This window comes from Paenibacillus sp. JT22N12 (genome assembly GCF_056269365.1).
In genome coordinates this window covers 1115616-1141796 of sequence record NZ_JBWDNU010000002.1, presented here as the reverse complement: position 1 = coordinate 1141796, position 26181 = coordinate 1115616, and the positions used below count along the sequence as shown (strand labels likewise).

The 26181-nt window shown below is 49.8% G+C and carries 29 protein-coding genes; 3 read left to right on the top strand and 26 right to left on the bottom strand.

The window, feature by feature from the left end; all coding sequences use genetic code 11:
• Positions 1–6 precede the first annotated feature (6 nt).
• From plsY to AC0YOA_RS10450, 16 genes are all read right to left on the bottom strand, one after another.
• Positions 7–600 (bottom strand): glycerol-3-phosphate 1-O-acyltransferase PlsY, encoded by a 594-nt coding sequence (gene plsY, locus AC0YOA_RS10525; protein WP_475786507.1) that lies wholly within the window; start codon positions 598–600, stop codon positions 7–9.
• 260 nt (positions 601–860) lie between these two features.
• The gene (gene der, locus AC0YOA_RS10520) at positions 861–2183 is read right to left on the bottom strand and encodes a ribosome biogenesis GTPase Der (RefSeq protein ID WP_475767919.1); all 1323 of its coding nucleotides are present in this window, start codon (positions 2181–2183) and stop codon (positions 861–863) included.
• Positions 2184–2367: 184 nt separating this feature from the next.
• The gene (locus tag AC0YOA_RS10515) at positions 2368–2553 is read right to left on the bottom strand and encodes a capping complex subunit for YIEGIA (protein WP_210041523.1); all 186 of its coding nucleotides are present in this window, start codon (positions 2551–2553) and stop codon (positions 2368–2370) included.
• Positions 2546–3469: a YIEGIA family protein gene (locus AC0YOA_RS10510; protein ID WP_210041525.1), complete on the bottom strand. Its 924-nt coding sequence runs from the start codon at positions 3467–3469 to the stop codon at positions 2546–2548. The genes AC0YOA_RS10515 and AC0YOA_RS10510 overlap by 8 nt, the downstream gene beginning before the upstream one ends.
• A gap of 3 nt (positions 3470–3472) precedes the next feature.
• Entirely contained in the window at positions 3473–4096 is a 624-nt protein-coding gene (locus AC0YOA_RS10505) for a YphA family membrane protein (RefSeq protein ID WP_475786506.1), read from the bottom strand.
• A gap of 156 nt (positions 4097–4252) precedes the next feature.
• Complete coding sequence (gene rpsA / locus AC0YOA_RS10500) at positions 4253–5593, bottom strand: 30S ribosomal protein S1 (RefSeq protein WP_475786505.1); 1341 nt, start codon at positions 5591–5593, stop codon at positions 4253–4255.
• Between the two features lie 108 nt (positions 5594–5701).
• Positions 5702–6280, bottom strand: coding sequence for a lysophospholipid acyltransferase family protein (locus tag AC0YOA_RS10495; RefSeq protein WP_475786504.1), 579 nt, complete (start codon positions 6278–6280; stop codon positions 5702–5704).
• A 3-nt stretch (positions 6281–6283) separates the two neighbouring features.
• The gene (gene cmk, locus AC0YOA_RS10490) at positions 6284–6985 is read right to left on the bottom strand and encodes a (d)CMP kinase (RefSeq protein ID WP_475786503.1); all 702 of its coding nucleotides are present in this window, start codon (positions 6983–6985) and stop codon (positions 6284–6286) included.
• Between the two features lie 133 nt (positions 6986–7118).
• Positions 7119–7322 (bottom strand): hypothetical protein, encoded by a 204-nt coding sequence (locus tag AC0YOA_RS10485; RefSeq protein ID WP_475767930.1) that lies wholly within the window; start codon positions 7320–7322, stop codon positions 7119–7121.
• Positions 7323–7430: 108 nt separating this feature from the next.
• A complete protein-coding gene (locus tag AC0YOA_RS10480) occupies positions 7431–8084 on the bottom strand; it encodes a flagellar brake protein (RefSeq protein WP_475786502.1) in 654 nt (217 codons plus the stop codon).
• Positions 8085–8188: 104 nt separating this feature from the next.
• A complete protein-coding gene (gene ypeB, locus AC0YOA_RS10475) occupies positions 8189–9523 on the bottom strand; it encodes a germination protein YpeB (protein ID WP_475786501.1) in 1335 nt (444 codons plus the stop codon).
• A gap of 116 nt (positions 9524–9639) precedes the next feature.
• Positions 9640–9795, bottom strand: coding sequence for a hypothetical protein (locus AC0YOA_RS10470; RefSeq protein WP_210041559.1), 156 nt, complete (start codon positions 9793–9795; stop codon positions 9640–9642).
• A gap of 89 nt (positions 9796–9884) precedes the next feature.
• Complete coding sequence (gene prsW / locus AC0YOA_RS10465; protein ID WP_210041566.1) at positions 9885–10580, bottom strand: glutamic-type intramembrane protease PrsW; 696 nt, start codon at positions 10578–10580, stop codon at positions 9885–9887.
• Positions 10581–10617: 37 nt separating this feature from the next.
• The gene (locus tag AC0YOA_RS10460; RefSeq protein WP_210041568.1) at positions 10618–11874 is read right to left on the bottom strand and encodes a Glu/Leu/Phe/Val family dehydrogenase; all 1257 of its coding nucleotides are present in this window, start codon (positions 11872–11874) and stop codon (positions 10618–10620) included.
• A 135-nt stretch (positions 11875–12009) separates the two neighbouring features.
• Positions 12010–12618 (bottom strand): genetic competence negative regulator, encoded by a 609-nt coding sequence (locus AC0YOA_RS10455; RefSeq protein WP_475786500.1) that lies wholly within the window; start codon positions 12616–12618, stop codon positions 12010–12012.
• A 247-nt stretch (positions 12619–12865) separates the two neighbouring features.
• Positions 12866–13171, bottom strand: a complete 306-nt coding sequence (locus AC0YOA_RS10450; protein WP_210041572.1) for a hypothetical protein — start codon at positions 13169–13171, stop codon at positions 12866–12868.
• A 271-nt stretch (positions 13172–13442) separates the two neighbouring features.
• Here AC0YOA_RS10450 and AC0YOA_RS10445 point away from each other — a divergent pair, with 271 nt between their 5' ends.
• Positions 13443–14396 carry a polysaccharide deacetylase family protein gene (locus AC0YOA_RS10445; protein WP_475786499.1) on the top strand — a complete coding sequence of 318 codons (954 nt, stop codon included), beginning with the start codon at positions 13443–13445 and terminating at the stop codon, positions 14394–14396.
• Here the strand turns inward: AC0YOA_RS10445 and AC0YOA_RS10440 are convergent.
• From AC0YOA_RS10440 to AC0YOA_RS10430, 3 genes are read right to left on the bottom strand one after another with little or no spacing between them, the layout of a single operon-like run.
• On the bottom strand, positions 14347–15204 hold the full coding sequence (locus AC0YOA_RS10440) for a metallophosphoesterase (protein ID WP_475786498.1): 858 nt from the start codon (positions 15202–15204) through the stop codon (positions 14347–14349). The genes AC0YOA_RS10445 and AC0YOA_RS10440 overlap by 50 nt on opposite strands.
• Before the next feature lie 32 nt (positions 15205–15236).
• On the bottom strand, positions 15237–15476 hold the full coding sequence (locus AC0YOA_RS10435; RefSeq protein ID WP_475786497.1) for a hypothetical protein: 240 nt from the start codon (positions 15474–15476) through the stop codon (positions 15237–15239).
• Positions 15473–16066, bottom strand: a complete 594-nt coding sequence (locus AC0YOA_RS10430; protein ID WP_475786496.1) for a lysostaphin resistance A-like protein — start codon at positions 16064–16066, stop codon at positions 15473–15475. The genes AC0YOA_RS10435 and AC0YOA_RS10430 overlap by 4 nt, the downstream gene beginning before the upstream one ends.
• Before the next feature lie 101 nt (positions 16067–16167).
• Here AC0YOA_RS10430 and AC0YOA_RS10425 point away from each other — a divergent pair, with 101 nt between their 5' ends.
• A complete protein-coding gene (locus tag AC0YOA_RS10425) occupies positions 16168–17088 on the top strand; it encodes a hypothetical protein (RefSeq protein WP_475786495.1) in 921 nt (306 codons plus the stop codon).
• Positions 17089–17101: 13 nt separating this feature from the next.
• Here AC0YOA_RS10425 and AC0YOA_RS10420 read toward each other — a convergent pair whose 3' ends face one another.
• Positions 17102–17428, bottom strand: a complete 327-nt coding sequence (locus tag AC0YOA_RS10420) for a rhodanese-like domain-containing protein (RefSeq protein WP_475786494.1) — start codon at positions 17426–17428, stop codon at positions 17102–17104.
• Positions 17429–17764: 336 nt separating this feature from the next.
• On the opposite strand from AC0YOA_RS10420, the gene serA reads away from it, so the two are divergent.
• Complete coding sequence (gene serA, locus AC0YOA_RS10415) at positions 17765–19357, top strand: phosphoglycerate dehydrogenase (protein ID WP_475786493.1); 1593 nt, start codon at positions 17765–17767, stop codon at positions 19355–19357.
• Between the two features lie 154 nt (positions 19358–19511).
• Here serA and AC0YOA_RS10410 read toward each other — a convergent pair whose 3' ends face one another.
• The 6 genes from AC0YOA_RS10410 to AC0YOA_RS10385 form a co-directional block, all read right to left on the bottom strand.
• A complete protein-coding gene (locus AC0YOA_RS10410) occupies positions 19512–20969 on the bottom strand; it encodes an ATP-binding protein (protein ID WP_475786492.1) in 1458 nt (485 codons plus the stop codon).
• A 3-nt stretch (positions 20970–20972) separates the two neighbouring features.
• Positions 20973–21689 (bottom strand): response regulator transcription factor, encoded by a 717-nt coding sequence (locus AC0YOA_RS10405; RefSeq protein WP_210041599.1) that lies wholly within the window; start codon positions 21687–21689, stop codon positions 20973–20975.
• A gap of 27 nt (positions 21690–21716) precedes the next feature.
• Entirely contained in the window at positions 21717–22982 is a 1266-nt protein-coding gene (gene ccsB, locus AC0YOA_RS10400; protein ID WP_210041607.1) for a c-type cytochrome biogenesis protein CcsB, read from the bottom strand.
• Positions 22979–24646, bottom strand: a complete 1668-nt coding sequence (gene resB, locus AC0YOA_RS10395) for a cytochrome c biogenesis protein ResB (protein WP_379114573.1) — start codon at positions 24644–24646, stop codon at positions 22979–22981. Before resB ends, ccsB begins: the two co-directional genes overlap by 4 nt.
• Before the next feature lie 19 nt (positions 24647–24665).
• A complete protein-coding gene (locus AC0YOA_RS10390; protein ID WP_475786491.1) occupies positions 24666–25193 on the bottom strand; it encodes a redoxin domain-containing protein in 528 nt (175 codons plus the stop codon).
• Between the two features lie 118 nt (positions 25194–25311).
• Positions 25312–26052, bottom strand: coding sequence for a pseudouridine synthase (locus tag AC0YOA_RS10385; protein WP_475786490.1), 741 nt, complete (start codon positions 26050–26052; stop codon positions 25312–25314).
• Positions 26053–26181: the final 129 nt, after the last annotated feature.

Sequence of the window (26181 nt, the reverse complement as noted above, 5' to 3'; positions counted from 1 at the left end):
GTGCACCTACCCTTTTTTGGCTCCCAGCTTGTTTTCATTGCCCTGCAGCAGCTTCACAATATTGCTGCGGTGACGGACAAATGCAAAGACACAAACAATCAGACTAGCCCACAGCAAGGCCTCGGACATCCCGAATATCCAAACAAATAAAGGCGTTAGCAGTGCAAACAGCAAAGAACCCAGTGAAACAAAGCGGGTCAAGGCAATGGCAGCGATAGCCACGCCGCCGGCGATGAGACAGGGCACCAAGGCCAACGTTACCATTACGCCCACTGTCGTAGCGATTCCTTTGCCGCCTTTGAAATTAAACCAGATCGGCCAGTTATGGCCGGCAATGGCTGCCAATCCGCATAATACGGGAGCCCAATCATCACCGACGATCAGCATGCCCAGCAAAACGGCAGCGACTCCTTTGGCGATATCAAGTAAAAAAACAGTAATTCCCGGACCTTTGCCAAGCACACGCAGCGTGTTGGTCGCGCCTGCATTGCCGCTGCCATGACTGCGGATATCAATGCCCTTGACCCATTTGGCGATTAGAATACTGAATGAGATGGAGCCTAATAAGTAACTTATGAGAACCGCGATGACTGTAAACACGTTCTTCTCTCCCCAGGAAGATATTTCTTACCCCCTAAATCCCCCTTTCATAGGGGGACCCCAAGGGCTCCGCCCTCTGGACACCCGAATGGTATAACGTTTGGGGGACAGAGACGGACTATTTGATTATTTTGCAGCTTCGGCCCGCTTTCGTCCCTTCGGGACACGCTTTAATGCGCAGATTCTGTGATAAGGACTCTTAGCCCTTTTCACAGAATCTTTTTTTTTCCCTAACGGGACATGTGTTGATGTGCGATGATTTAATCCTCATCTGATTTGCGGCGGGTATAGATACGGATTGGTGTGCCTTCGAAGTTGAAGGCGCCGCGGATTTTATTTTCCAGATACCTCTCATAGGAGAAATGCATCATCTCCGGATCGTTGGCAAACAGCACGAAGGTCGGCGGTTTGGTGGCAACCTGGGTTGCATAGTTGATACGCAAGCGTCTGCCTTTGTCTGTTGGCGGAGGATTGATGGCGATGGCATCGGATACAATATCATTAAGCAGATGCGTCTGAATTCGAAGCGCATGCTGCTCGGAGACATGATCGACAACCGGAAGCAGCTTGTGCAGCCTCTGCTTGGTTTTGGCCGAAAGATATACAATCGGCGCATAGGTCATGAACAGGAAATGATCGCGGATGCTCGTGGTAAATTGCTGCATCGTCTTCTCGTCCTTGTCGACAACATCCCATTTGTTAATGACGAAAATCGATGCTTTCCCTGCCTCGTGGGCATAACCGGCAATATGCTTGTCCTGCTCGATGATGCCTTCTTCGCCATTGATCAGCACCAGCACAACATCTGCTCGCTCGATGGCTTTTAATGCGCGCATAACGCTGTATTTCTCGGTTGTCTCATAAACCTTGCCCCGTTTGCGCATCCCTGCCGTGTCGATCAGCACATATTTTTGGCCGTCGCGCTCGAATGGTGTATCGATCGCATCGCGCGTTGTACCGGCGACATGGCTGACAATAACCCGTTCCTCACCCAGCAGCGCATTGACGAGCGATGATTTTCCGACATTCGGGCGTCCGATCAAGGCAACACGGATCACATCGTCTTCATAATGTTCCTCTACAAGCTCGGGAAGCTTACTGACGGCAGCATCCAGCAGATCGCCTATGCCCATACCGTGAGATCCGGAAATCGCGATCGGATCGCCGAAGCCCAGATTGTAAAACTCGTAAATATCATCATGCCGATTGAAATTATCAACCTTGTTTACTGCAACCACAATCGGTTTGCGGGATCGAAGCAGCATTTGTGCAACTTCATCATCCGCATGAGTCAATCCATCTTTGGCATCCACCATGAAAACAATAACATCTGCTTCTTCAACAGCCAGCTCCGCCTGCATGCGGACTGATTTCATGATTTCGTCTTCGCCGTCGATTTCAATGCCTCCCGTATCCACGATACTAAAGGCTCTGCCGTTCCATTCTCCGGAACTGTAAATGCGGTCCCGGGTTACGCCCGGCTTGTCCTCCACAATCGCTAACCGATCGCCAATGATGCGGTTAAATATCGTAGACTTCCCCACGTTAGGCCGCCCTACGATGGCGATAATGGGTTTTGCCATGTTTTCACTCCTTCATAAAAATAGGTGCTTTTTTGTATTTTCACTGCCGGTTCACAGTGTATATGCAACGAATAATGCTATCCGTTTTTTCACAAATATAAGTTATGTATAAGAGAGGGTTATACGAGCTTATATTTACTCACGCCTACCATCATAGCAAAAAACCCCCCGCTTGGCTAACATTTCATTCCTGATGGCGATCTACCAGAATGATTGTTCCATTCTTCAAATCATGAGCGCTGGCGTCTAAAATCTTTTCCAGCAAAAATGCTGTCGTTTCCCGTTTGTCTATGTCGGGTTCGATAAAAATCGGCGCGCCTCCGCGGGTGCCCTCCCCATTCACCGTTACAATAGCCACAATTTTAGCCATGTCTATCCTCCTTACGGTTCACACTTGCTTCAGTTGGCATCCGAACCGCAGACTCCAGAATCGGCACTTTCAAGGTTACTGCACGCGCTTTGCTTCCATCCATATCCTGAGGCAGCAAAAAGACGGCTAACCGCCCATTTTTCATGTCCAATTTGGCTAAGGGGACCAGTGCAGGCTCGCCATCGTCCCGGTACACCCCGAGAATTGTGGACAAATCGAATAAAATCGCCTGCCGCTGTCCGAGATTACTGAGTGTGGCTTTGCCATTGGCATTAAAGGGCGTCAAAATAATACCGAGACCTCTCTCCGCAATTATCTGCTGATTGGTGGTCAGCCCCACATTCATAATATATATATCTCCGACAAATAAATCCGGACCGTCAACTCTTACCTCAGCGATCTCCGCTTCTGCAATATGGGAAATATTTTTGCCGGATTTAAGCACCCATACCAGCATAAAAGACAAAATCCCCGCAAGAATGCCAAACAACGGCCCCAAGCTGATGGAAGCGAGACTTGTCAGCAAGGAAGTTAATATAACCAGATAGTTTCGTCCTTCAAATACCATGGCGATGCCTTCAATGTAAGTAGCCCCTCGGGGGACCAGCTCCAGACTGTCGATTTTGTCGAGCGTATCCCGTTCCATTTTACGGACATCGCGGAACTGCTGGGCAGCGAGCGTCAAAAAGGTAATCGCTGTGAAATCCTTGTTATACAAAGCCGGAACGGCTACAGCACCCAGCGCCGCCGCAATCACGCCGAGAGAGATATGAATAATCCGGCCATGCGGATATGTCGGATATTGCCGGTAATCCGTCCGCAGCATCAGCATCCGGGAAAAAATACCAAATGCAATTCCAAGCAGAATTCCGATCAAAATATGATGCGGTTGTCCGATTTTCATCTGTTCCCACATGGATTATGAACTCCCGCCTCTCTGGGTGAACCGGCTATTGCCTTTTTGAAGCAAGCTTCGTATAAAGCCCCTGACCAGACTGACAATTCTCGCTGCAAGCAATGCGATGGCAAATCCATCCCACCATCCCAAAGATCCTATAATCAGCATTCCGCCTGGCGGCCGGATAATATCCACTAGCTGCGATATCAGGGCGGAGGCAACAATTAAAACAAATTGATGACGGAAACGCTCTACCAGAATGCCGGCCATCAATCCCGCTATCAAGGGCCCATCCCATAAAGGATGGATGCCGACAAATACCGGATCTGCCCGGTACATAACATGCACCCACATCCAGATCACACCCGTAAACAACGAGCAAAGCGTAAGGTACACGATTTGTCCGGCCTGACGGATGCTTACAAGCGAAAGAATCGCTGCCCCGACCGCTGCAAGCACACTGCCTTGCACATAATCAGTCGTCGTTCCGATGGGGATTTTTATATTATGCAGAATAAGAACCGCAATAAAGAAAATGGTAAGCGCACGGCCTGATACCCCGTCGGCAACCAGGTGTTTCCATCCGGTTGCATATAATATAAGCAGCATGGTAACGAACCAGCATCCGATAAATCCTTCATTCAAACATTATCCCCCCTCTTTCGACTATCCTATTATGCGCCTCAGCCGCCAAACCTAATCTTTCGTATCCATCTTAGCGTACACAAAGAAAAAAGCCGCAAAACAGGCAATAAATGCCTGTCTTGCGGCTAATGATAAAGATTTCTACGAATTTCGGTCTTATTTCAATTTGCTCAATTTATCGCCAAACCGCTCAGCCAGCGTAAAGCTCATGCCTTCGTTGCTCAAGCTGACGTTCGGATTGTTCAGCTCCACCTTAGGTGAACGCTGCGATGAGGAGGAACGCTCCGGACGCGATGACTTCTCAGGTTGTTCAGGAGCTTCTTCCGTTTCCTTGATGCTGAGGCTAACGCGCTTCTCAGACGGGTTGAAATCAAGCACTTTCGCCTGTACTTCCTGACCTTCTGTAACCACTTCATTCGGAGTAGCTACATGACGGTGAGCAAGCTGCGAAATATGAACGAGACCTTCAACGCCCGGTGCAATCTCAACAAAAGCGCCAAAGCTGACAATACGGCGTACCGTACCCGTCACGATGTCACCCGTTTTGAATTGACCATTAGCAGATTCCCATGGGCCCGGTTGTGCGGCTTTCATGCTCAAGCTGATTTTGCCTGCGGCAGGATCGACTTTAAGCACTTTAACGCTGACGGATTGGCCTTCCGAGACAATATCCTTCGGATGAGCCACATGCTGCCATGAAAGCTCGGATACATGAACCAGACCATCAATGCCGCCGATATCAACAAATGCGCCAAATGGAGTAAGGCGCTGAACAGTGCCCTCGATCTCTTGGCCTACTTGAATCGAGTTCATTACAGCCAGTTTGTTTTGCTCGAATTCAGCATCCAGCACTTCTTTTTGGGAAAGAATCACTTTATTGTTCTCGCGATCGATTTCCTTTACCTTAACGCGAAGCGTACGGCCTTTGTAGTCACTGAAATCTTCTACAAAATGACGCTCAACCATGGATGCCGGAATAAATCCGCGCACGCCAACATCGGCAACCAGCCCGCCTTTGACAACGTCGGCAACCGTTACTTCGAATACTTCTCCTTGGTCAAAACGGTTCTGAAGCTCATCCCAGGCTTTCTCGCCGTCGACCAGCTTTTTGGACAGAACGAGTTTTTCCTTGTCATCGTCAATGCTGACGACTTTCAATTCTACCTCTTGACCGACTTCTACGGCGTCTGCCGCACTTTCAATCTGAATCGAGGAAAGCTCACGAAGTGGAATAACGCCGTCATATTTATATCCAAGGCTCACATAAGCTTGGTTATCCTCAATTTTGACGATTGTGCCTTTTACAGAGTCGCCTTTCTTCAAGGACACAAAGTTGTCCAATGCGTCTTGGCTTTCCACTTGTTCAGCGGCTTCGACATTTTCAGTCGTTTCCGCACCAGCGGATTGTTCAATTTCATTATTTTCCGCAGTAGCGGTCTCTTGCGATTCGATATTTTCCGCAGCTGCGGTTTCCTGCACGTTTGTTTCTTCTGACATTTGAAAAACCTCCTCAGTTCATACCCCAACTTTATTTAAACGCACGCCCGCGACATTGAAACAGAAGCTCCGACGTACCATCTAAAACTTAATTATACATGCAAAACCCTATCCTTGTGCAACCATTTCGCGAATTCGCTTCATAATGGCCTCGGTGACCTGCTCCAGAACATCGGATGCGGGATCCTCCGTGAATGCGGAAATATCAATAGGCTTGCCGTAACGGATCTTCATCTTGCGGAAGATACGATAATTTCCGACAATCGCTACCGGTATAATGGTTGCATTGCTGCGCATCGCAATCATCGCGGCGCCTTTCTTCCCCATCTCAGAGGCGGAAGCCTTACGGGTTCCCTCCGGGAAAATGCCCATGACTCCCCCTCCCTGCAAAAGGGTGATGGAGGATCGTATCGCTTCCTTGCTGACACCGCCGCGTTTGACCGGAAATGCCCCAAGCTTGCGGATAAAAGGACCGAATAACGGAATTTGGAATAATTCCGCTTTCGCCATATAGTGCACACTACGGTTAAGCTTTGTGCCTACTGTAGGAGGATCAAGCACACTAAGATGATTGGAGCAAAGGATTACGCCCCCTGTAGCCGGAATATTCTCCAGCCCGCTTGCCTCAAATCGGTAAAAGACGGCATACAGGATGCGGAGCACAAGGCGGCAAAACCTATATAACATAGTTTACTTCGCCTCCGCCAGTTTGGTTCGGCTTAAGTCTAGAATAAGTGCTACAACTTGGTCAATAGTAAGCTCAGTGCTATCGACCTTGATGGCATCCTGCGCACAAACCAATGGCGAAATTTCACGCTGTTCATCGCTCAGATCACGCTTGGCAATTTCCACTTCCAGCTGTTCCAGCGAGATTCCCTCAAGATCCTTCAATTCCTCATAACGCCGCTTCGCTCTTATTTGAACGCTTGCGGTCAAGAATACCTTCAATTCGGCATCGGGCAGAACATGGGTGCCGATGTCACGGCCATCCATAACAATGCCTCTTGATGCGGCAAGCTGCCGCTGCAGCTCCACCAACCGGATACGAACCGATTCATGTGAAGCCACCTGTGAAACGTGTAGCGTTACTTCGCGTGAACGAATAGCGGATGTTACATCTTCCTCATTCAAAAATACCATTTGACCGTTCTCACCCGGAGCAAGGCGGATGCTCAGCGAATTCACCAGCTGCTTGAGCCCGTCCGTTTCTCCGGGATGGATTCCCGCCCGATTGGCGGCCAGCGTTACCGCACGATACATGGCTCCGGTATCGATGTAAACATAGCCGAGCTGCTCGGCAACCTTGCGTGCAACGGTGCTTTTGCCGGCACCTGCAGGTCCGTCAATCGCTACGTTAATGCGGTCGCATTCGCGTCCCCCATTGATGCTCAACGGTGTATAACCTCCTTGAGAGCCGTTAGCGGTTTTCATCCCATGCTCTGATCATCAAGAAAAAAGCAGGCTCTGCCTGCGATAGTAAAAATTATACCACAGCAGTTTTGAAGATGCAAAGAACGTGAATCGCCTAGAAGGGGGTCCCCTCCAATCGATCCACGCCTGTTATCCATAAACGAACCTGTGGAATCTGCAGTACAAGCTGACTTGCAACCAGTAGAATCAGCAGGATAATAACAATTTTTTTCAGTACATCGGTAACATCATCGGATAACTCTTCAAACCCTTTCAAACGCTTGGTACGTTTGCGGGCGAATAACTGACGAAGCTTCATGGTCGCCTCTCCTTGTTGACTGCCAGGTAGATAGATAGTCATGGGTTGTGAGGATAGTTTTTCCAATAAGCTTGTCCTTATGCGCAAAAAAAAGAAAAATGTCGGTTTTTATTTTTTGCGAAAATCCAGTTGACGTTCAAAACAGAACCTAATAATCTTCTGTCTGTCACCGTCCGAAATGCTTGCGAATTTGGCCATAATCTGATTTTTGCCCGTTTCCATGCGTTTCACGCGGACAACCTCCGCTTTAAACTGGGAATGGTCTATCGTACCGTTTCGGTAAGGCACCAGCAGCCAGCAGTCCAGATCCGTACCGTCCACAATCGGCCATTTGGCATCGGCAAGAAAGGAGATCCCTCCTCCGCCGACATCGTCCGTCATCCCGATAAAACGGACATGAGTCGACATCTGGATTGCCAGCTCCAGCTCCGCTGAAACCCGCAGGAAATGCCGCCTCTGGACCTTGGTTATACTCTCCGGGTCCGGCTTGCCGATCCGGATCATTTTGACAACATCGTCCTTGAATCCCAGCACATGTGAATTAAAATAATGTTTAACCCCATCGCCGGTCATAAAATAGATGGACAGCTCATCTCCCAGAAAAAGCCGTTTGTACCGGCCATTACTTTCGAGAATGGGAATATCAATAAGAAGCTCATGATCTGCTTCGTCGGAAACTCTCGATTTATATTCGGTATTCGCTTCTTCTTCATCGGATGAGGCCACTTGCAGGTAAAGAAATTGATTCACTTTCGGCAGCATGATCGTCCCCCCATTTTCCTCGATTATAGCATAGCCCATGCCATATAGGGGAGGTCCTCATGAAAGAAGATAGGACGTGCAACATGAGTCGCACGTCCTATTTTCTATTGGGGCATTTCTTCGATTGCTTCTTCAACACCTGTATCGGCATTAATGTACATCCGATACATCGCATTATTGATTTTGCCGACAAATTCGTAGCATAGCACTTCTTCACCCTGTTCGCTCGCAATCAGTGCCAGCTGTTCGGATTTCGTCTCAAAATCCGGATTCAATGCCTTCCGTGCTGCAGCCAAGGTCAGCTTGGGTTTTGGTATTGTCCGCTTATGATGCTCATACACATAATCCGAAGCCTGAAGTCCCACCACATCGCCATTGTCCAGCGCTACCTTAACCGTCACCTTCTCCGGGAAGATAAGCACTCCATCCTGTGTGCCGACGAGAGTCAGGACGGCAATCGTATCGTAGCGGTCGTAATTTACGGTTTTCATGCCTTTATAGCCATGGTCGTTCAAAAACTCTGTCGCTTTGGTCTTGGCATCTTCGGCCTGCAGAGTCTGCTTGCCGATAGTGCGCGGATTCTCAAACCAGATCAGCTGCCCGCCTTTTTTGGTGAAATCCATCTGTATCGGATTGTCCATATTAGGCTGTTCAATGGTGGCGGAGTAGGACTCATATTCCGTTCCTTTCCCATTTTCGACAACGTGAATGTTGCTCATATCCGGCATATTCATAAAATCGGCAGCAAGCTTCCTGATGTCTTCGGCCGATTTCATATCGCCGCCAAGCATTTTAATCGATCTTTTTTGATACATGCTGGAAACTGAGGGTCCCCAATTGATTTCCGGGTATTCACTGACGGTTTTGTCCACGGTTTTGAATCCGTCAATAATGGTGTTGTCATTAGTCGATTTCTCGGAGGCCAACGCGACTTCAACATCCATCCACCGCAGACTGTTCGCCAGCACCTTGCCTTGAACGCCGATCAGTTCATTGGAGATTTGCTCGGAGTTCGTATACAGTGTTTTGAGCATCTTGTATTCGTCAGTCGACAGCGGTTGTTTGGTTAAATCCCGCACAGAGGTTTTATAAGAGAAGTTGGCAATCTTCGAGAGAAACTCCTCTGTCTTGTTAAAAGGCAGCAGTGTAAGCGGCAGCTGATTGATTTCGCTTTGAGCCTGACTTGTCAGACGCCAAACGTTCACCAGCCCTTTGCGGTGATAATTCTGGGATGCCGCATGTACGGCAAGCGTGTTGCCAAGCTCCCGATGAAGCTGCGTGACATGGTAGGTCAAATCATGGAAAGCCCGCTGATATTGGTTCTCCGCTTTAATCAAAACCGAATTCTTCTCTTGATGCTCCTGATAGCCCCAATAAATCGAACCGATAAAAAACAGTGTCATTACCGGGAATAACACAGCGCTTAATCGACGGTACATAAGGCAAAAGCTCCTTTCGTGTGCAAAACCTGGTGTTAGTTTGGTTTGCACGAAGGAGCTTTATACATCCATGTCAATAACATATGGCAGCGGAGGATATTCCTCCGCCGCAGGCTTTACAGAGCCTCTTCCACTTCAAAATCATGCTCATTGTTGCAAAGACACTGCTTGAAGCCTGTATCGATGCGGTCTTTGTCTCTTCGTCCGCGAAGCACAAACTTTTCTCCGCAAACCCTGCAGCGAATGCTCACTTTAACTCGTGCCGTAATCATTTTTTCCTCCTGAATGTAATACTGCTTCAATCTTCAACAATAGTCGCGAACAATAGTCGCGCTTGATGATCCTATTATGGACCAAAAAATTACAATTTAATCTCTTCTTCCCGCCCAAGCAGGGCAAACGGTGACCGGGCGTTGGCCCGGTTCATTTTCCGGATTCCCTTTATCCACAAATAGGTCATGAGCGGTACAATAAACCATACCCAGTAGGTGGAGCCGGAACCCATAATCCAATCGTAAACGCCATGCTCCACCATGGGCGCAGCGGCTGCAAGCATAATAAATTTGCCGCTGGATTTTTTCGCGGCAAATTTGGCTTTGCCCAAATAATATCCCATTGTGACGCCAAACAAGGCATGTCCGGAAACAGGAAGAAGCGCACGGATAAGCAATGTGCCCATGGAAGAAGGCTGAAATACCGCATAGAGCACATTTTCAACAGTAGCAAAACCAAGCGATATCGCTACTGCATACACAATCCCGTCATAAGGCTCATCGAATTCCGTATGGTTGTATATGATGTGATACAGCACGAACCACTTGACCAGTTCCTCCACCCCTGCCGATACGGCAAAGGCAAATACGAAGGGATGGTCTCCCCACAAAAGGGTCAGGCCGCGTTGAATGACCATAATAGGCAATACGATGACGACACCGAGAAGAAATACGCGCAGTACCATATGAATCGGTTCAGCATCGTACCGGTCCTTCAGATAAAAGTAAGTGAGCAAAGAAATTCCGGGCGCAACCGCTCCGGTTAATATGGAAAAAAGCAGCATTTTCTCGTCTGTCACCTCCTGGTGTCATGCACAACCCTTACACCCAACCGCGATAACGCGAGGCCTCCGCCATCTTGCGGACCCCGACCATATAGGCGGCCAGCCGCATATCCACCTTGCGGCTGATATGAAGGTCATAGACTTGATTAAATCCGCGGATCATCATTTCCTGCAGCCTGCTGTCCACTTCGGTTTCGGACCAATAATAGCCCTGATTATTTTGAACCCATTCAAAGTAGGACACAATCACGCCGCCGCCGCTTGCCAGCACATCCGGTACAAGCAGGATGCCGCGATCCGTCACAATTCGGGTAGCATCCATTGTAGTTGGCCCATTTGCCGCTTCCACAATGATTTTCGCTTTAATTCTGTCGGCATTATTCACTGTTATCTGATTTTCTATCGCAGCGGGTACGAGAACATCGCATTCGAGCTCAAGCAGCTCCTCATTGGATATCGTATCCCGGAATAAATTGGTCACTGTACCGAAGGAATCCCGCCGGTCAAGAAGAGAGTCGATGTCCAGTCCCTCCTTATTATACAACGCTCCGTTCACATCGGAAATACCTATAACTTTGGCACCGGCATCATGCATGAATTTTGCCAGAAAACTTCCGGCATTTCCAAAGCCCTGAATGACTACCGTCGCATCGGGAAGAGGAATGCCTTTTACCCGGAGAGCCTCGTCGATGACGATCGCAACCCCGCGCGCCGTCGCGCTTTCGCGCCCCAGCGACCCGCCAAGCACAATCGGCTTGCCGGTTATAAAACCGGGTGAATCAAACTCGCGGATCCTGCTGTATTCATCCAGCATCCAGGCCATAATTTGTGAATTTGTCATCACATCGGGCGCGGGTATATCTTTGGTTGGACCCACAAGCTGGCTGATTGCCCGGACATAGCCTCTGCTGAGCCGCTCCAGCTCCCGGAAGGACATATTGCGGGGATCGCAGATAATGCCTCCCTTTCCTCCGCCGAAAGGCAAATCGGCAATGCCGCATTTCAAGCCCATCCAGATCGAGAGCGCTTTGACTTCATTCTCGTTCACGTCGGGATGAAAACGGACTCCTCCTTTAGTTGGACCGACCGCATCATTATGCTGGGCCCGGTATCCCACAAACATACGCATATTGCCATTGTCCATCCGGACGGGAATGCGCACGGTCAACAGCCGCATCGGTTCCTTGAGCAGCTCTACCATTTCATCTCCATAACCCAGCTTGCGAAGCGCATCCTTAATTACCGCTTGGGTAGATGCGAGCATATCGTTTGAATTCGACACAGATTCATTCATAAATCCGCCACCACCTTTTCTACCATAATATGAGCGGTTAGAGTCGGTGCTATGCGGCGGCAAGCATGACAGGTAAACAAAAAGCACCGTGCACAGGGATTGAACCCCGAATGCAGATGCTTAGGAATGACCACTTTAGAAATAAGTGCAGATTTCGGCGACAGCCTTGGCCGGCATAATCACTTTGCCATACTCCTCAAGAATCGCAGTTGTCACGGATGTTGCTTCCCCGTACTCGGCAAGGAGGGCAATAATGGCGTGATAGCGCGCCAGCTCTACACCTTCAGATTCAAGAACAAGCATATATTTGCCATTATAGGAATATAAACGTCCATCGTCCGTTAATTCGGCTGCCTTGATTTGCTTGCAAACCGCAATCACATCTTCGATGTCCCGGAAAGCGTACATGACAACATCACTTTGCTCAAGTGTGACTTCAAGCTCATAAACATCCTCTTCGCCGTCGTCTTCCTCGAGGGAGCGTTCCTCCGGCTTGAAATTCACCTTGCCTCTTGTAACAATGACGACCATACCCTGAGCCGGGAGGGCAAATACTTCAACAGCAAGAGGACCGCTCGCATCAAAACCTAATTCGTTATAGGCCTGATCCATCATCTCGCTGAAAAGTTCGTGCACCTTCGGTATTTCGCGCCACATGTCTTCCTTCTGGATCCCACGCTCCAGCAGGTCGTCGAACGTCAGAAATATACGTATTTTGTCTTGATTGAGTCGTTCGATTTTCATGATAGGATCCCCCTTCTCGAAAGCATCTGCTTCGTTTTCGCGGAGCAAAACCGTCTTCGAAAGCGCACAAACGCGGTAATATCGGTTATAAACAGCGTATGAAGCAAGCGCTGTTTGGTGATTAAATCGTGCTATGTAACTATGTTAGCATGTCTGTGATTGGAATGCTACTTAGATCACACAAAAAAAGAATCGCCAGACCGTCTCCTATTATACGAAATCAGACGATCAAACGATTCAATTTTTTTTAATGCTTTGTCGCTTCCGCCATGATCTCTTCCGCCTGCCGCTTCACATGTGGATCCTGATTCAGCATTTCCTCAATTTGATTCCAGCTGTCGCCCGATCCTTCCGAATGCTTCGAGTCATGATCTGCTTTGTCGGAGCGGAATTTACGGTCGAGAACCGCATTAACCGCTCTTCCCTTCATTCCATCCCAAGCCTCGCCCGCCGCTGCGCCAGCCCAGGCAAACATTCCCGGACGTTTTCTGGCGGCATACACCGCTACTGCTGCTCCGGCAAGACCACCGAGCATAAAAGCGCTCCATTTCATCGGTAATCCTCCTTGTTTAAGCTTCGTGATTTCAAGCTTAGTTTGACCCAACAGGACTGCTGTCATTCCGTGCTCCAAGATATGCCGATTACATATTATCATCCTGTTTTCCTGGAATATTGCAAGCTGAATAAAGAGCGGAAAAATGCGTGACGGAGGAATAATTATGTTACAATGGTTGAACTTTAGAGTAATAAAGAGGAATAGGCTATACATATCCGGCAAGTCTTAGTAAGCCGGACAAATCAAAATGACTTTAGGAGGCATAACTATGCCAGGACTACATAAATCCACCATCATGCTTAAGCTGTCGCTAGGCTTCCTGCTGCTTTCAGGATGCGCGGCTCAGCCTCATAATAATGAAGCAGGCAATCAGACAATTGCGCCTGCGCCAAATACGGCTCCTTCCAATAAGGATGCCCCTGCGAGTGAAGGTCCGGCGCAGCCGGCCGCAGAGCCTGCAGATCCCCAATCCGATCAAACTGCGGGAACAGAGCCTGCTGCCAGCAGCGGGAGCGAAGACAATTCAACGGGTACAGCAGCCCAGAAACCAGAAGATGCGCCGGTCAAGGAAAAACTCTACAAAATGAGCAAGGCTTACCGATTTGAACCCATCTCCAAAGAAACGGCCGACAAGGTTGTTCTTCTCACCTTCGATGACGGGCCCAAAGAGGATAAAATGATTAGCGGCTTGCTGGATACGCTGGATAAGCATAAAGCGAAGGCAATTTTCTTCGTCAATGGCTACCGCGTGAAGAAACATCCCGAACTGCTTAAAAAAATAGCCGACCGCGGACAGACGATCGGCAATCACTCCTGGGATCACATCGATTTGAAAAAAGAATCAGTTGCTGCAATTGAAAAGCAGGTTGGGGATGTTCAGAACATTGTGAAGGAAACCTTAGGATTTGAGCCTGTATTCTTCCGCCCGCCTTTTGGTTCGGGAGGAGACAAGGTCCGAAGCATTGTGAACAAAAAAGGCATGCTGTATACGACCTGGTCAAACGGTTCTCTGGATTGGGACACGAAAAGCACAAAGGAGCAGCCTGATCTCGTCATAAAAAACGTGTTGGAGCAGCTCCACCCCGGCGCTAATATTCTGATGCATGAGCTTCCCTGGACGGTTGAAGCACTGGACACGCTATTGACCAGGCTCGAAGAGAAGGGCTACGGATTTATTGATCCTCAGACGATAGACCTGGGTCTCGATCAGACTTCAAAGTAAGAAAATGCAGCTGTGCGGGAGCCAGCAGCCTAAGCGGGAATTTGGATGTGCCGAATCCGCAGCTTACGAACAGCAGAGGCGATACCGTCTCTGCTGCCTGGATTGCCGGCAGCTTAAACCACCCGCGTCCATAATGCTTCAGAGATTGGGTCCTCAGCACGGGGCCAAGAAGAGGCAGGACGATCTGCCCGCCATGTGTGTGGCCGCTTAGAATAAGATCAACCGGCATATCGGAAAGCAGCCGGCCGGCAATAATGGGGTCATGCGCAAGCAGAAGCGTGAACAAACGATGCCCGTCTTCCGGCTCACTCAAAGCCAGGGACAGCTTATCCCTGTTGGTGCGGGGATCGTCCACGCCCGCCAGGCGGATACGGCTCCCATCCTTTTGCTCCAGAATCACGGACTCATTAACCAGCATATGGATTCTTTCTTCCTGCAGCATTACCTCAAACGGGCGGATATCCTCATCATGATCATGATTGCCATAAATAAAATAAACCGGAGCGATGGAAGCAAGCTTCCGCAAATTGCCGCGCACCCGTTCAAGAGGAACGCCTTTCTCCCGAAGATCGCCCCCAATAAGAACGAGATCGGCTCCCCCTTCCCCGATGCACCGCTCTATTACCTTAACCGGAATTACTCTTCTATGAATGTCGCTAATAAACAAAAGCCGCGTACCGTCAAAAGCATCCGGCAGCCTGTCAAGTGAAATCACATGCTGATCAAGCCGGTAGCGGTAGGCTTCACTTATCATATAGACAATAAGACCTATAGCGGCGATCCCCAGAGCAAGCAGCCACCCTATCATCGACGAACCGCCTCCCATACTTGCATAGCCGGTTATATTCCGGACAGTTTTTTTCCCCAGATTACAAGTCCGATCACGAGAATCATAAACAGCATAATAAGCAACCGGTAATACCATTTGGCGATCTTTAGTTTGTTTGAGGGATGCTTCAGGACCCTTGAGGACAGGACGTCACTTTCCGGACGCGCTTCAGATGCGCTCCTGTTCCTTTTCTTCACCCGGGATTCAGGCTCAATCCTCCGCCCTCTTCCGTATTTTAGAACTCTGCTCATGTTTCCCTCCGAAAACGAATAACGAAACCCATCACCATATCAATAACAAAATGGGCGATGATCGGGGCCCATAACGACCCTGTCTGTATGTAAATCCAGCCTAATGCATAACTGATGGAGAAGACCAGACCAGTCGGTATCCAATGCCTCAAATAACGGACATGGATCGCGGCAAACACGATACTCGTCCAGTAAGGACCCAGATTATGCTGGATGGCTCCCCGAAACAAGGTTTCCTCACAAATAGACACAATCAAAGACAGAACAACTATATGCCAGACCGGCCTGTTTTTAAAAATCCGGTCGTTGACTCCTCCGTCGTCCCCCGCTTCCTCAGGGACAAAACGGGATACAAGAAGGTCTACAGCGATGACCGCAGCAGCCAAACCAAGACCCCACAGAAGGAATTTCCAGCCACTTGGGAGAGCATACAATAAAAATGGATTTCGATGCTGAAATAAAATCCAGATCAAACCGATAATAAAAGTAACGGCTTGCGTGGCATATAAATTTATCAGCAGCAGACGGTCATCAATTTGGTCAATCGTGACTTTTTTAAAGCGGATTTTACGAATGTCGAATTTTTTCATTGTTAACCGCCTGACATGAAGGTTCATATTTCCTTTTCCACCTATTTAACCTATACTGATTAGGACAATCGAATTAGATCAGAAGAACGAAGGGGATTATCATGGAGAAACGATTAACACGAACTGAAATGCTGTTTAGCCTCGGTTTCCTGTTTATGCTGGTTTGTGCTGTCGGCGCTTTTTTTTATGGTGTTAAGATCGGATCCGACCAGACCGAAGCGAAGCTCATTGAGCAGACCAGGCATTTGAGCGGAGGCAAGAGCAACAGTGTATCCGCGTACCAGCAGCAAGATCTGGTCTCCTTCTATCATACCGTATTTTTACCCTATCGTGAATTTCAAAACGAATGGACTCAAACCTTACATAAAATGTCCACCCAACAGCTGTCGGATTCCGCTTCCGCTTTGAAAGAATTGGCCAGTTCAGCCAGGCAAAAATACGATGAAGCCAAGCTCGCATCCGTGCCGGCCACATCTCCTCTTCTTGAACAATCCCAGCTGCAGCTCCTAAAGGGACTTAAACTGTTAGGAGAAGCCGCGCAGCGCGGTGCAGGCTCTGTCAGAGATATGTCATCGGCCGCTCTGGTCCAAGGCCTGGAGAAGGACGCTTATTACCTGGAAGGTGTCAAACAAGCGTTAACCGGCCAACAGAATTATTATTATGCCATGATGAAATGGAGCAGCTCCGTTAATCCGGATATTCCTGACCAGTATGCGGCAACTTCGGTACTGGAGCTCAGCAAGTGGAAATCGCTCCCGCTTGTCGTGAAGAACAAATTAATAGCTGAGCAGTTCAAGGCGCGTATGCTGGTTGTTTCCTATTATCCTCAGGATTTGACAGCGCGTGTGGATCAATTCATCGGATCCGGGCAAGCCGCCAAGATGGGCATGAAAACTCTCGGGTCCGTCATTGATTTGCTGATCAGCACAGAGGCCGTCCGTCCCGGAGACTTCGACGACAGCAAGCCGCTGCTTTATCCCAAGGAGCTGCTGCCTCAGCTGCCGTTTTTCTATCCGGAATAATGCAAATGCTTACTTAGTCATATTGGAAGCCTTGCAGAGAGGCTACAGCCGCCATTCCCCCAACAACGTTGTGGAGGTTGCTGTAGCCTTTCTCTGTTAAATACCGGCAGACTCCTGTACTTCTGACCCCATGAGCGCAGATAATATATACCGCTTTGCCCGCGGGAATTTCCGCAAGCCTGTGAGGAATTGTATTCATTGGTATCAGCAATGAGGAATCCAGATGATAATAATCCCATTCCTGCTGCTCCCGCACGTCAATAATTTGATCGGAATCAAGATTCCCCCCGGCCGCAAGCTGCAAAAACTTTTCCGGCTCGATATCGTTCCATTGCTCCATCTGTGTGCTCCTCGGCGTTATTTGCATGCATGTCCGGGAAGCCCGAAAACGCCCTTGGGAAGCATGCTCTTTTCAAGGTCGATCATAACGAAATTTTCACAATTGAGCAAGTTTCGCCATTGCAATTATCCGCTTGCTTGCTATAGAATAGTAAAGGTTACGTGTCAATTCTTGTCGGTCCGTGCAGAGCCTCAACCCGCGCGGATGGAAAGCGTCAGGCGATTCACCGGGCACAGCTTTATTCCGCGCCCGATGTAACCTAAACAACGGCTCTTACTACTTATAGTTCTACATAAGCGTGTACCTGCGTAAATAATTTTCAGGAGGCAATCAGACATGTTTAAAGTATTAGTCTCAGACCCGATAAGCGATCTCGGTATCCAGAAGCTTGTGGATGCGGAAGACGTCATTGTCGATAAAAAACCAGGACTGAGCGAGGACGAGCTTGTTGCTGTCATCGGCGAATATGATGCCCTGCTCGTTCGCAGCCAGACCCGCGTAACCGCGCGTATTATGGAAGCGGGCAAATTGCTGAAGGTAGTTGGCCGCGCTGGCGTCGGAGTCGACAACATCGATCTGGAAGCCGCAACGCAGCGCGGTATTATTGTTATAAACGCGCCTGACGGAAACACAATCACGACCTGTGAGCATACCTTCGCCATGATGATGGCCGTTGCCCGTCACATCCCGCAGGCTTATCTGAAAACGGTTGGCGGCGAATGGGACCGCAAATCTTTCCTCGGCGTTGAGCTCCGCAACAAAACTCTGGGTGTATTGGGCATGGGCCGGATCGGCAGCGAAGTCGCCAAGCGTGCCAAAGCATTCGGAATGGAGATATGGGGTTATGACCCGTTCCTGACTGAGGAGCGTGCGGAGAAGCTCGGTATCCGTCTATCATCGGTTGATGATATAATCCGGAATGCCGATTTCATGACCGTTCATACGCCGCTTACGCCGGAAACGCGCCACATGATTGGCAAAGCGCAATTCGCAGTAATGAAGAAAGGCATGCGTATTATCAACTGCGCGCGCGGCGGCATCATTGACGAGCTTGCACTCGTTGAAGCCGTAGATCAGGGCATTGTAGCCGGTGCAGCGTTCGACGTGTTCGAATCCGAGCCGCCTGCTGCCGATCACCCTTTCCTGTCCAATCCCAAAATCATCGTAACGCCTCATCTCGGCGCTTCAACAGTAGAAGCCCAGGAGAATGTTGCGATTGACGTCTCGGAGCAGGTACTGAACATTCTGCGTGACAAGCCGTTTATGAACGCGGTCAATATGCCGCCAATCCCGGCCAATGTGTTGAACATTCTTCAGCCGTACTTCAACCTGGGCGAGAAGCTTGGCAGCTTTGCCGCTCAGCTGACTGAAGGTGCAATTCAGGAAATCACTGTCAATTATGCCGGAGAGCTGGCCGAAGTCGATACCCAGCCGCTGACCCGCTATATTGTGCGTGGCGTGCTCTCGCATCATCTGGGCTCTGAGATGGTCAATGTTGTCAACTCCATGCATTTGGCCAAAGAACGCAGCGTCAATATTATTATTCAGAAATCCCATACATCGCGTGACTTTACGAATCTGGTTACGGTAACGCTGCGCTCGAAGCAGGAAGAACGCCTTGTAGCAGGCACCTTGCTCACCGGATATGGACCACGTATCGTGCAAATCGACAAATTCCCGGTCGATGTCGCTCCAGGAGGCAATCTCATTCTCGTATCGCATAATGATAAGCCAGGTATCATCGGCCGTGTCGGCACTCTGCTCGGCACCAACGACGTCAATATTGCGACGATGCAGGTCGGACGGAAAATTGTCGGCGGAGCAGCGATCATGGTTCTATCTGTGGATAAAGGCGTTCCAAAGGATGTTCTTTCCCAGATCGCCGAGCTGCCTGATTTGAATAATGCGAAAGAAATTATTTTGTACTAGGCAGCTCCTTTTTCTTGGCGGGGTACAACAGTTTAAAACATTCTCTGACAAAAGCGCTCCTTCGCGGGGGCGTTTTTTTTGATGTTTCACGAACAACAAGATTAGTCTGCCTGCTTCAACAAAAAAAGCACCCCTGTCAGGAGTGCCTTGTCAATTATATTATTCCTTCGACAGGAAGCAGCAGCGTAAAGGTGGTGCCTTCTCCAACAACGCTTTCGACATCAATTCGTCCGTGATGGGAGTCGACGATGTTCTTCACAATCGCAAGTCCAAGCCCGGTACCTCCCGAGGATGCTCCGCGCGTGCGCGCTTTGTCGGCTTTATAGAAGCGCTCGAAGATATAAGGCAGATCATCCGCAGAGATCCCCTGCCCCTCATCCTGTATCTTCAGCTCGACAAAGCTCTTGCGGTCCTTCGTTACATAGCGGGCCGCCAGCTTGATCTGAGCCCCGCCCGGTGTATGGCGAAGCGCATTGTCGAGAAGATTGGTCAGCACCTGCTCCAGCCGGTCCTCGTCCGCTCCACGAATTGTCAGTCCCGTTCCCGGAGGAAGCTCGCTCTGCAGAGTAATGCCCTGTTCCTTGGCATAAACCTGAAATTTACGGTGAACACGCTTGACCAATCCTTCGAGATCAACCTGCTCATTTTTCATCTCGATGTGACCGGCCTCCATTCTGGCCAGATCCAGTAGATCCTTGACCAGCCTGCTCATTCGCAAGGACTCGTCATGAATTACCTGAACCAGCTCCATCCGTTCCTCGGGCGAAGCGGCGATATCATCAATCAGCGCTTCGCTGTATCCCTGCAGCATGGACAGCGGAGTCCGGATTTCATGAGACACATTAGCGACAAAGTCACGGCGAAGCTTCTCCAGTTTCGATTCCTCTGTCACGTTCCGCATTACAGCCACCGCGCCGCGTACAGAGTCATTGGATTTGAGCGGCGCCATTACGACTGACCAAACGCCGCTCTGCACATGAATCTTATCCGTCAAATCTCTGCCTTCTCGCAGCACACGCTTGTACAGCTCCGAGATGGGTCCCGGCACCGGGATTCCGGGACGTATTCGAGGGGCTGAACCTGAGGAAGTATCATCCTCACTCCAGATCAGACTGCTCCAATTCTCGATTACATGCTGTCCGCCGGGATTGGCCAGAATCACCTGTCCCTGTGCATCCAACGTAATAACGGCATCTGCCATACTCCTGAGAACGCTTGAGAGATGCTCCTTCTCGTGGTTCAAATCCCGGATTAGCGTATCCAGATCTGCTGCCATGTGATTAAAGGTATTCGCCAGATCCCCGATTTCATCCGAAGAGCGGATTGGAACGCGTGTGCGGTATTCCCCCTGCGAAATAAGATCGGCCGCTTTCTTCAGCTGCAGCAGAGGCTGGGTAATCTTCGTGGACAGGAAAAAAGCAAAAAAGGTCGAAAGCAGGAAGCCGATAATCGCAGTATAAACGAACAGCACTTTTACGTGATGCGAGTTATCTCCTTTGAACGTAAAGTCGATATATTGAAGGAGGAACATCCCCAGAATAAGCAGGACAACCGCGACCAGGCCGATAATGGTGATCCAGAGCTTGCCGACGACACTTCTTAATAACTTCATCGATTACTTGGAAACCTCAAGCTTGTAGCCAACGCCCCATACGGTTGTAATCATGGATGCGGCTTCAGGCGATACCTTGTTAAGTTTCTCGCGGAGGCGCTTCACATGCGTATCGACGGTACGCAGGTCCCCGAAAAATTCATAGTTCCACACATCCTTGAGCAGCTCCTCGCGGGAGAACACCTTATCTGGCGACGTTGCCAGATAATGGAGCAGTTCATACTCTTTAGGGGTAAGGCTTACCTCTTGGCCGCCTGCCATGACCCGATGAGCGTCATGCTCGATAATCAGATGAGGAAATACGATATTATTGGTTGTGATGGTTTCCTTCGTCAGGAACGCTGTCGCGGACGAGCGGCGCAGAATTGCTTTGACCCGATAGATCACCTCGCGCGGACTAAAAGGCTTGACCACATAATCGTCAGCCCCCACCTCGAATCCCTGAACCCGATTCATTTCCTCGCCTTTAGCCGTCAGCATAATAACAGGCGTCGCCTTCACCTGACGCAGCCTTGTACATACCTCTATGCCATCGATGCCGGGCAGCATGACATCTAGCAGAATCAAGTCAAAGTCGCTGGCTGTCGCCAAGCGCAGAGCGCTCTCCCCGTCCTCTGCCTCCTCGATGGAATATCCCTCTTTTTCCAAATACATTTTGAGCAAACGACGGATCCGTTCTTCGTCATCCACGACCAGAATGCGATGCAGTTCTTCGGACATCCGAATCAGACTCCTCTCATGATAGGTTTAATCGACGCCTGCATAGGAATGCAGACCAACCAGAACAAGATTAACTCCCACCAGCGTGAACATGACCACGATAAAGCCAATAACCCCCAGCCAGGCGGATTTGGAGCCATGCCAGCCGCGCGACAGGCGCAAATGCAGAAAAGCGGTATAATACAGCCAGGTAATGAGCGCCCATACCTCTTTGGGATCCCAGCCCCAGAAGCGGGACCAGGCCTCATATGCCCAGATCATCGCGAATACGAGCGCCCCTAGCGTAAAGATCGGATAGCCGATCGCTATCGCCCTGTAACTGATTTCGTCAAGATCATCAGGGTCTATAGCCCGGGTTAGCGGGTGGATAACAGCGGCAATCGGCTTGCGGATCACAAGCCGGATCAAGCCATAGAGGATGAGACCGGCAATGATCGCCCAAACGATCGTGTTCAGCTTGCGGGCCGCATCTACCCCTTGCATCCAATGCGGCGTTTCAAACAGGCCGTCCTTCATGCCAAGGAAGGAATCCATGGAAGTGACCTGGCTGTTGTACGGCTTGAAAATCGGTGGTGTAGTATACGTAACATCCTCGACTTTTGAGCTTTCGACACCCGCATCGCTGATGCTGACCGTTTCCTGGGTGAAAGTCGCTTCATATCCGGCTGCCCGAAAGGCAAATACCGAAACCAGAAATCCGATCAGAACGATTCCGACGAACATTACCAGCTCAATCCAGCGCTGCGACCGGCGTGCACTCGCTCCTGTTTCCTTGAAATCAACCGTACGCAGCAGGTACATCAGCGACAGCGCAAAACCGACTCCGAAGAAGGCTTCCCCCAGCGCCGCTGTTGTGACGTGGATTTTCAGCCAGTAGGAGTTGAGCGCGGGAATAAGCGGCTGAACTTCCTGTGGAAATACGGAAGCGTAAGCGACGATAAAAACAACAAGCGGAAGTGTAAACACCCCGATGAGCGGCTTTCGGTAAATCGCGTACACTACAATGAAAGCAAACATGACGGCCATGGCGAGGAAAGTCATGAACTCATACATATTGCTTGTCGGGATATGTCCTCCGCCGATCCACCTCGTAATAAAGAACGTCAGGTGCGAGATAAACCCGAGCAGCGACACGACAAAGGAGATGCGTCCCCAGCGGCGGATATGTGCCTTGGGATCGCGATTGCTGAACTTCGCTCCTGCAACCGTGATGATATAGAAGATAAACCCGAAGCAGTATAAGAAAAATGCGACCAGAAAAATGTCGCTGCTGAAAGTAAGTAGTGAACTCACGTTGTGTTCCCCCCGTTATCTAGCGACTTTGGCTCCACGACGATGCCGGCACTGCCAAGTGCGGCCGCGACGTCGGCACGCATGCCGTAATTGTTCTTGTTTGTGTGTGCGCCGAGCAGCAGCCGGTTTGCGTCGGCGCGAAGCCAAATGCGGCGATGCTGCCAATAGGAGCCGATCAGCAAACCAAACATGGATATTCCCGCCCCCGTCCATATGAACGGCATGGCCCGGTCAGTACGGATGTTGAGGGTGGTAATGATACCGGCAAATGTTACATTTTCCATTGATCCAACCTTGATTTCAAACTGCTCGCCGATTTTACCGTTTATGACATCCTGACTGAAGGTTTGCTTATCCACTTCCTTCGGAAAGTACATGTATGGCTCGCCGGTCGCCGGCAAATTCGGTCCCTTGATCAGAAAAACAAAAGCCGGCGCGTTGGGCTCGGACGACTTGGTTCCGGGCTGCCCGTTCTTGTCCAGTGTAAAATCCATATAGGTCTGCTTCAACTGCAGCGTATAGGGACCAAGCTTATACTCAAGCTCGGGATTGCGCATCTCCAGATTGAACGGCCCATAGGTTTGACCGGTTGCTTTGTCTACAAGCACCGGTTTGACCGCTTTGAGCTTGGGTGTATCGTCAAAACCGAACTGATAGGCTTTGAGTCCTTTATACGAGAGCGGATCATTCACGATGATATTGTGCCGGTTGACCTCTTTAAGCTTGGGGCCGGCAGCGGGATCATCGCAATCCGCCGTACAAGTGTAGAGAACGGCTTGCGTCTCATACAGCTTGGCTCTTGCCGTCCCTTTCAGCGCATCAGGTAGCTCGGCGTCCGTATAGTAGTCAAGCGTGAATTTCTCATTCTTGATGTAGTAGCTCGTATCGGGAATCTGAACCGTCTCCCCTTCAGGAACGGTCACATAGGAGTCCATGGCCCAGCCTGGCAGCGAACGCAGCAGCACGGCAAGGAGGAATACGATCAGACCGATATGATTAATGTATGGCCCCCATCGGCTGAATCTATTCTTCTCCGCCAGCAAAGCGGTTCCCTCGCGGGTTACGCGATAGCGCTTGCGCTTCAGCTTCTCGCCGATCTGGGCGGTCAGCTTCTCCGCGTCTTCCTCCTGAAGCTGCGTCTCAAATACCGTACGCTGCCGAGTGAGAAACTGTGGATGCTTGCGGATCTGCTGCTTGTTAAGCGCCCTGTAGAGCGGCAGCACACGGTCCAAACTGCAGATGACCAAGGATGTTCCGATCATCACCAGCAGCCCGATAAACCACCACGACTCGTACGTGTTGGAAAATCCCAGCTTATAATACCACTTCCCGATCCACCCGTAACGATCCTCGTAATATGTAGTGGGGTCAAAGGAAATAAAGGCATTCTCCTGTGTGAAAATCGTTCCGATCATCGCGGCGATCAGCGTAATCACAATCAAGCGAACGGCAATCTTCACGGAAGAAAAGAAACTCCATACCTTGTCGATAACGGATTGATTGCTCTTCTGGGATCGGCGCGCTATTCCGTCGTACCGCATTTCAAGGGGCGTATCAATGTCTACTTCCTTGCCATCCAGCGGTTTGCCGCAGCTCTCACAGAGTACGGTCCCGACTGGATTCTGATGTCCGCATTCGCATTTTGTATTTTCAAATTCCAACAAGAAAAAAGACCTCCCTCGGTCAGGACTGAAGCAGTTTCGTGACGCGCTCGTCAATGTCCTTTTCCGTCATCGGCCCGACGAAAATGTCCATAATCGTTCCGTTCGGTTTGATAAAAAAAGTTGTCGGATACGATTTCAATCCATATTGGCGCTCCACTTTGCGATTCTCATCCTGTACTATCGTGTAGCTTACTCCATACTGCTTGATGAAATTATTAACCGTCAATTTGTCTTCGCCCAAATTAATCCCGATAATCTCAATGGGCTTGTCTCCCTGCTGTTCGTACTGCTTCTGAAGATCCGGCGTTTCCGTTACGCACCCTGGACAGAAGGTGCCCCAGAAATTAACCACAAGCGCTTTACCCTTGTAATCTGAGAGCCTGTGCGTCTTGCCGTCGATGCCCAGAAGCGCAAAGCTTGGCGGTTTATCTCCTTTGCGCGGCAGACCGTCGCTTGAAGCGAACAGGGCATTGCCGATCGCATAGCCGCCTAGCAGCAGCACAGCAAGAAAGATAGTAATTTGTATGGCTCTGCGGTTTGATTTCATGCGTATTATTCACCGCCCTATGCATAAAAAGTATAGTCCCGACAAGCTAATAACAGTTCGCTTTCGTGTCATATTGATTATAACGAAAACCGACGGCAATTGAGATTGCCGCCGCTCGTTATTTTTGAATTTTATGTGTCTTGACAGCAGATTTTAGCAGGAGTTCAACTTCCTTGGGTGTTAAATGACGATACTTCCCTCTTTTTAGTCCAAGCAGACTAAGCTCTCCGAATTTGATTCTGCGCAGCAGAATCACCGGATGGGAGATCGCGTCGAACATACGCCTTACCTGGCGGTTGCGGCCTTCATAAATCGTAATGGATATCGTAGACAGGTTCTTCTCCGTATCCACATCATGATACTCCACCTCGGCGGGAGCCGTCATCCCGTCCTCGAGCATGACGCCGTTCTGCAGCTTCTCCAGCAAGCTGCCGTGAGGCACGCCCTTCACGGTCGCCCAATAGGTCTTGGGTACATGATGGCTGGGATGGGTAAGCAGATTGGCAAACTCCCCGTCGTTCGTCAGAAGCAGAAGCCCTTCCGTATCATAATCCAGTCTTCCGACCGGATATACCCGCTCCGTTATGCCGTGCAGAAAGTCGGATACGATCGTGCGTCCCTGCGGATCGCTTGCGCTCGTAATGACCCCCTTAGGCTTGTTAAGAACCAGATAAAGCTTTTTCTCGCTCTTAATAGGCTTTCCTTTTACTGTAATGATATCCAAGGCCGGGTCTGCTTTCACCCCTAGCGTTGTAACAGGCTCGCCATTGACTTCAACCTGTCCGGATAAAATAAGCTCTTCGCATTTGCGCCGTGAAGCCACGCCCGCATGCGCCAAAATTTTCTGTAAACGTTCCAATGCTTTCACCTCATCCTTCATAATACCCTAAAAGCGGCAGCAAAGGAAAGGTTGATCAAAGAAGCCCGTCAAGGGAGGCTGCAGTCTCTTTAGAAGGAGATCATGCAGCCCCTTAACGGGCTTTGAGCG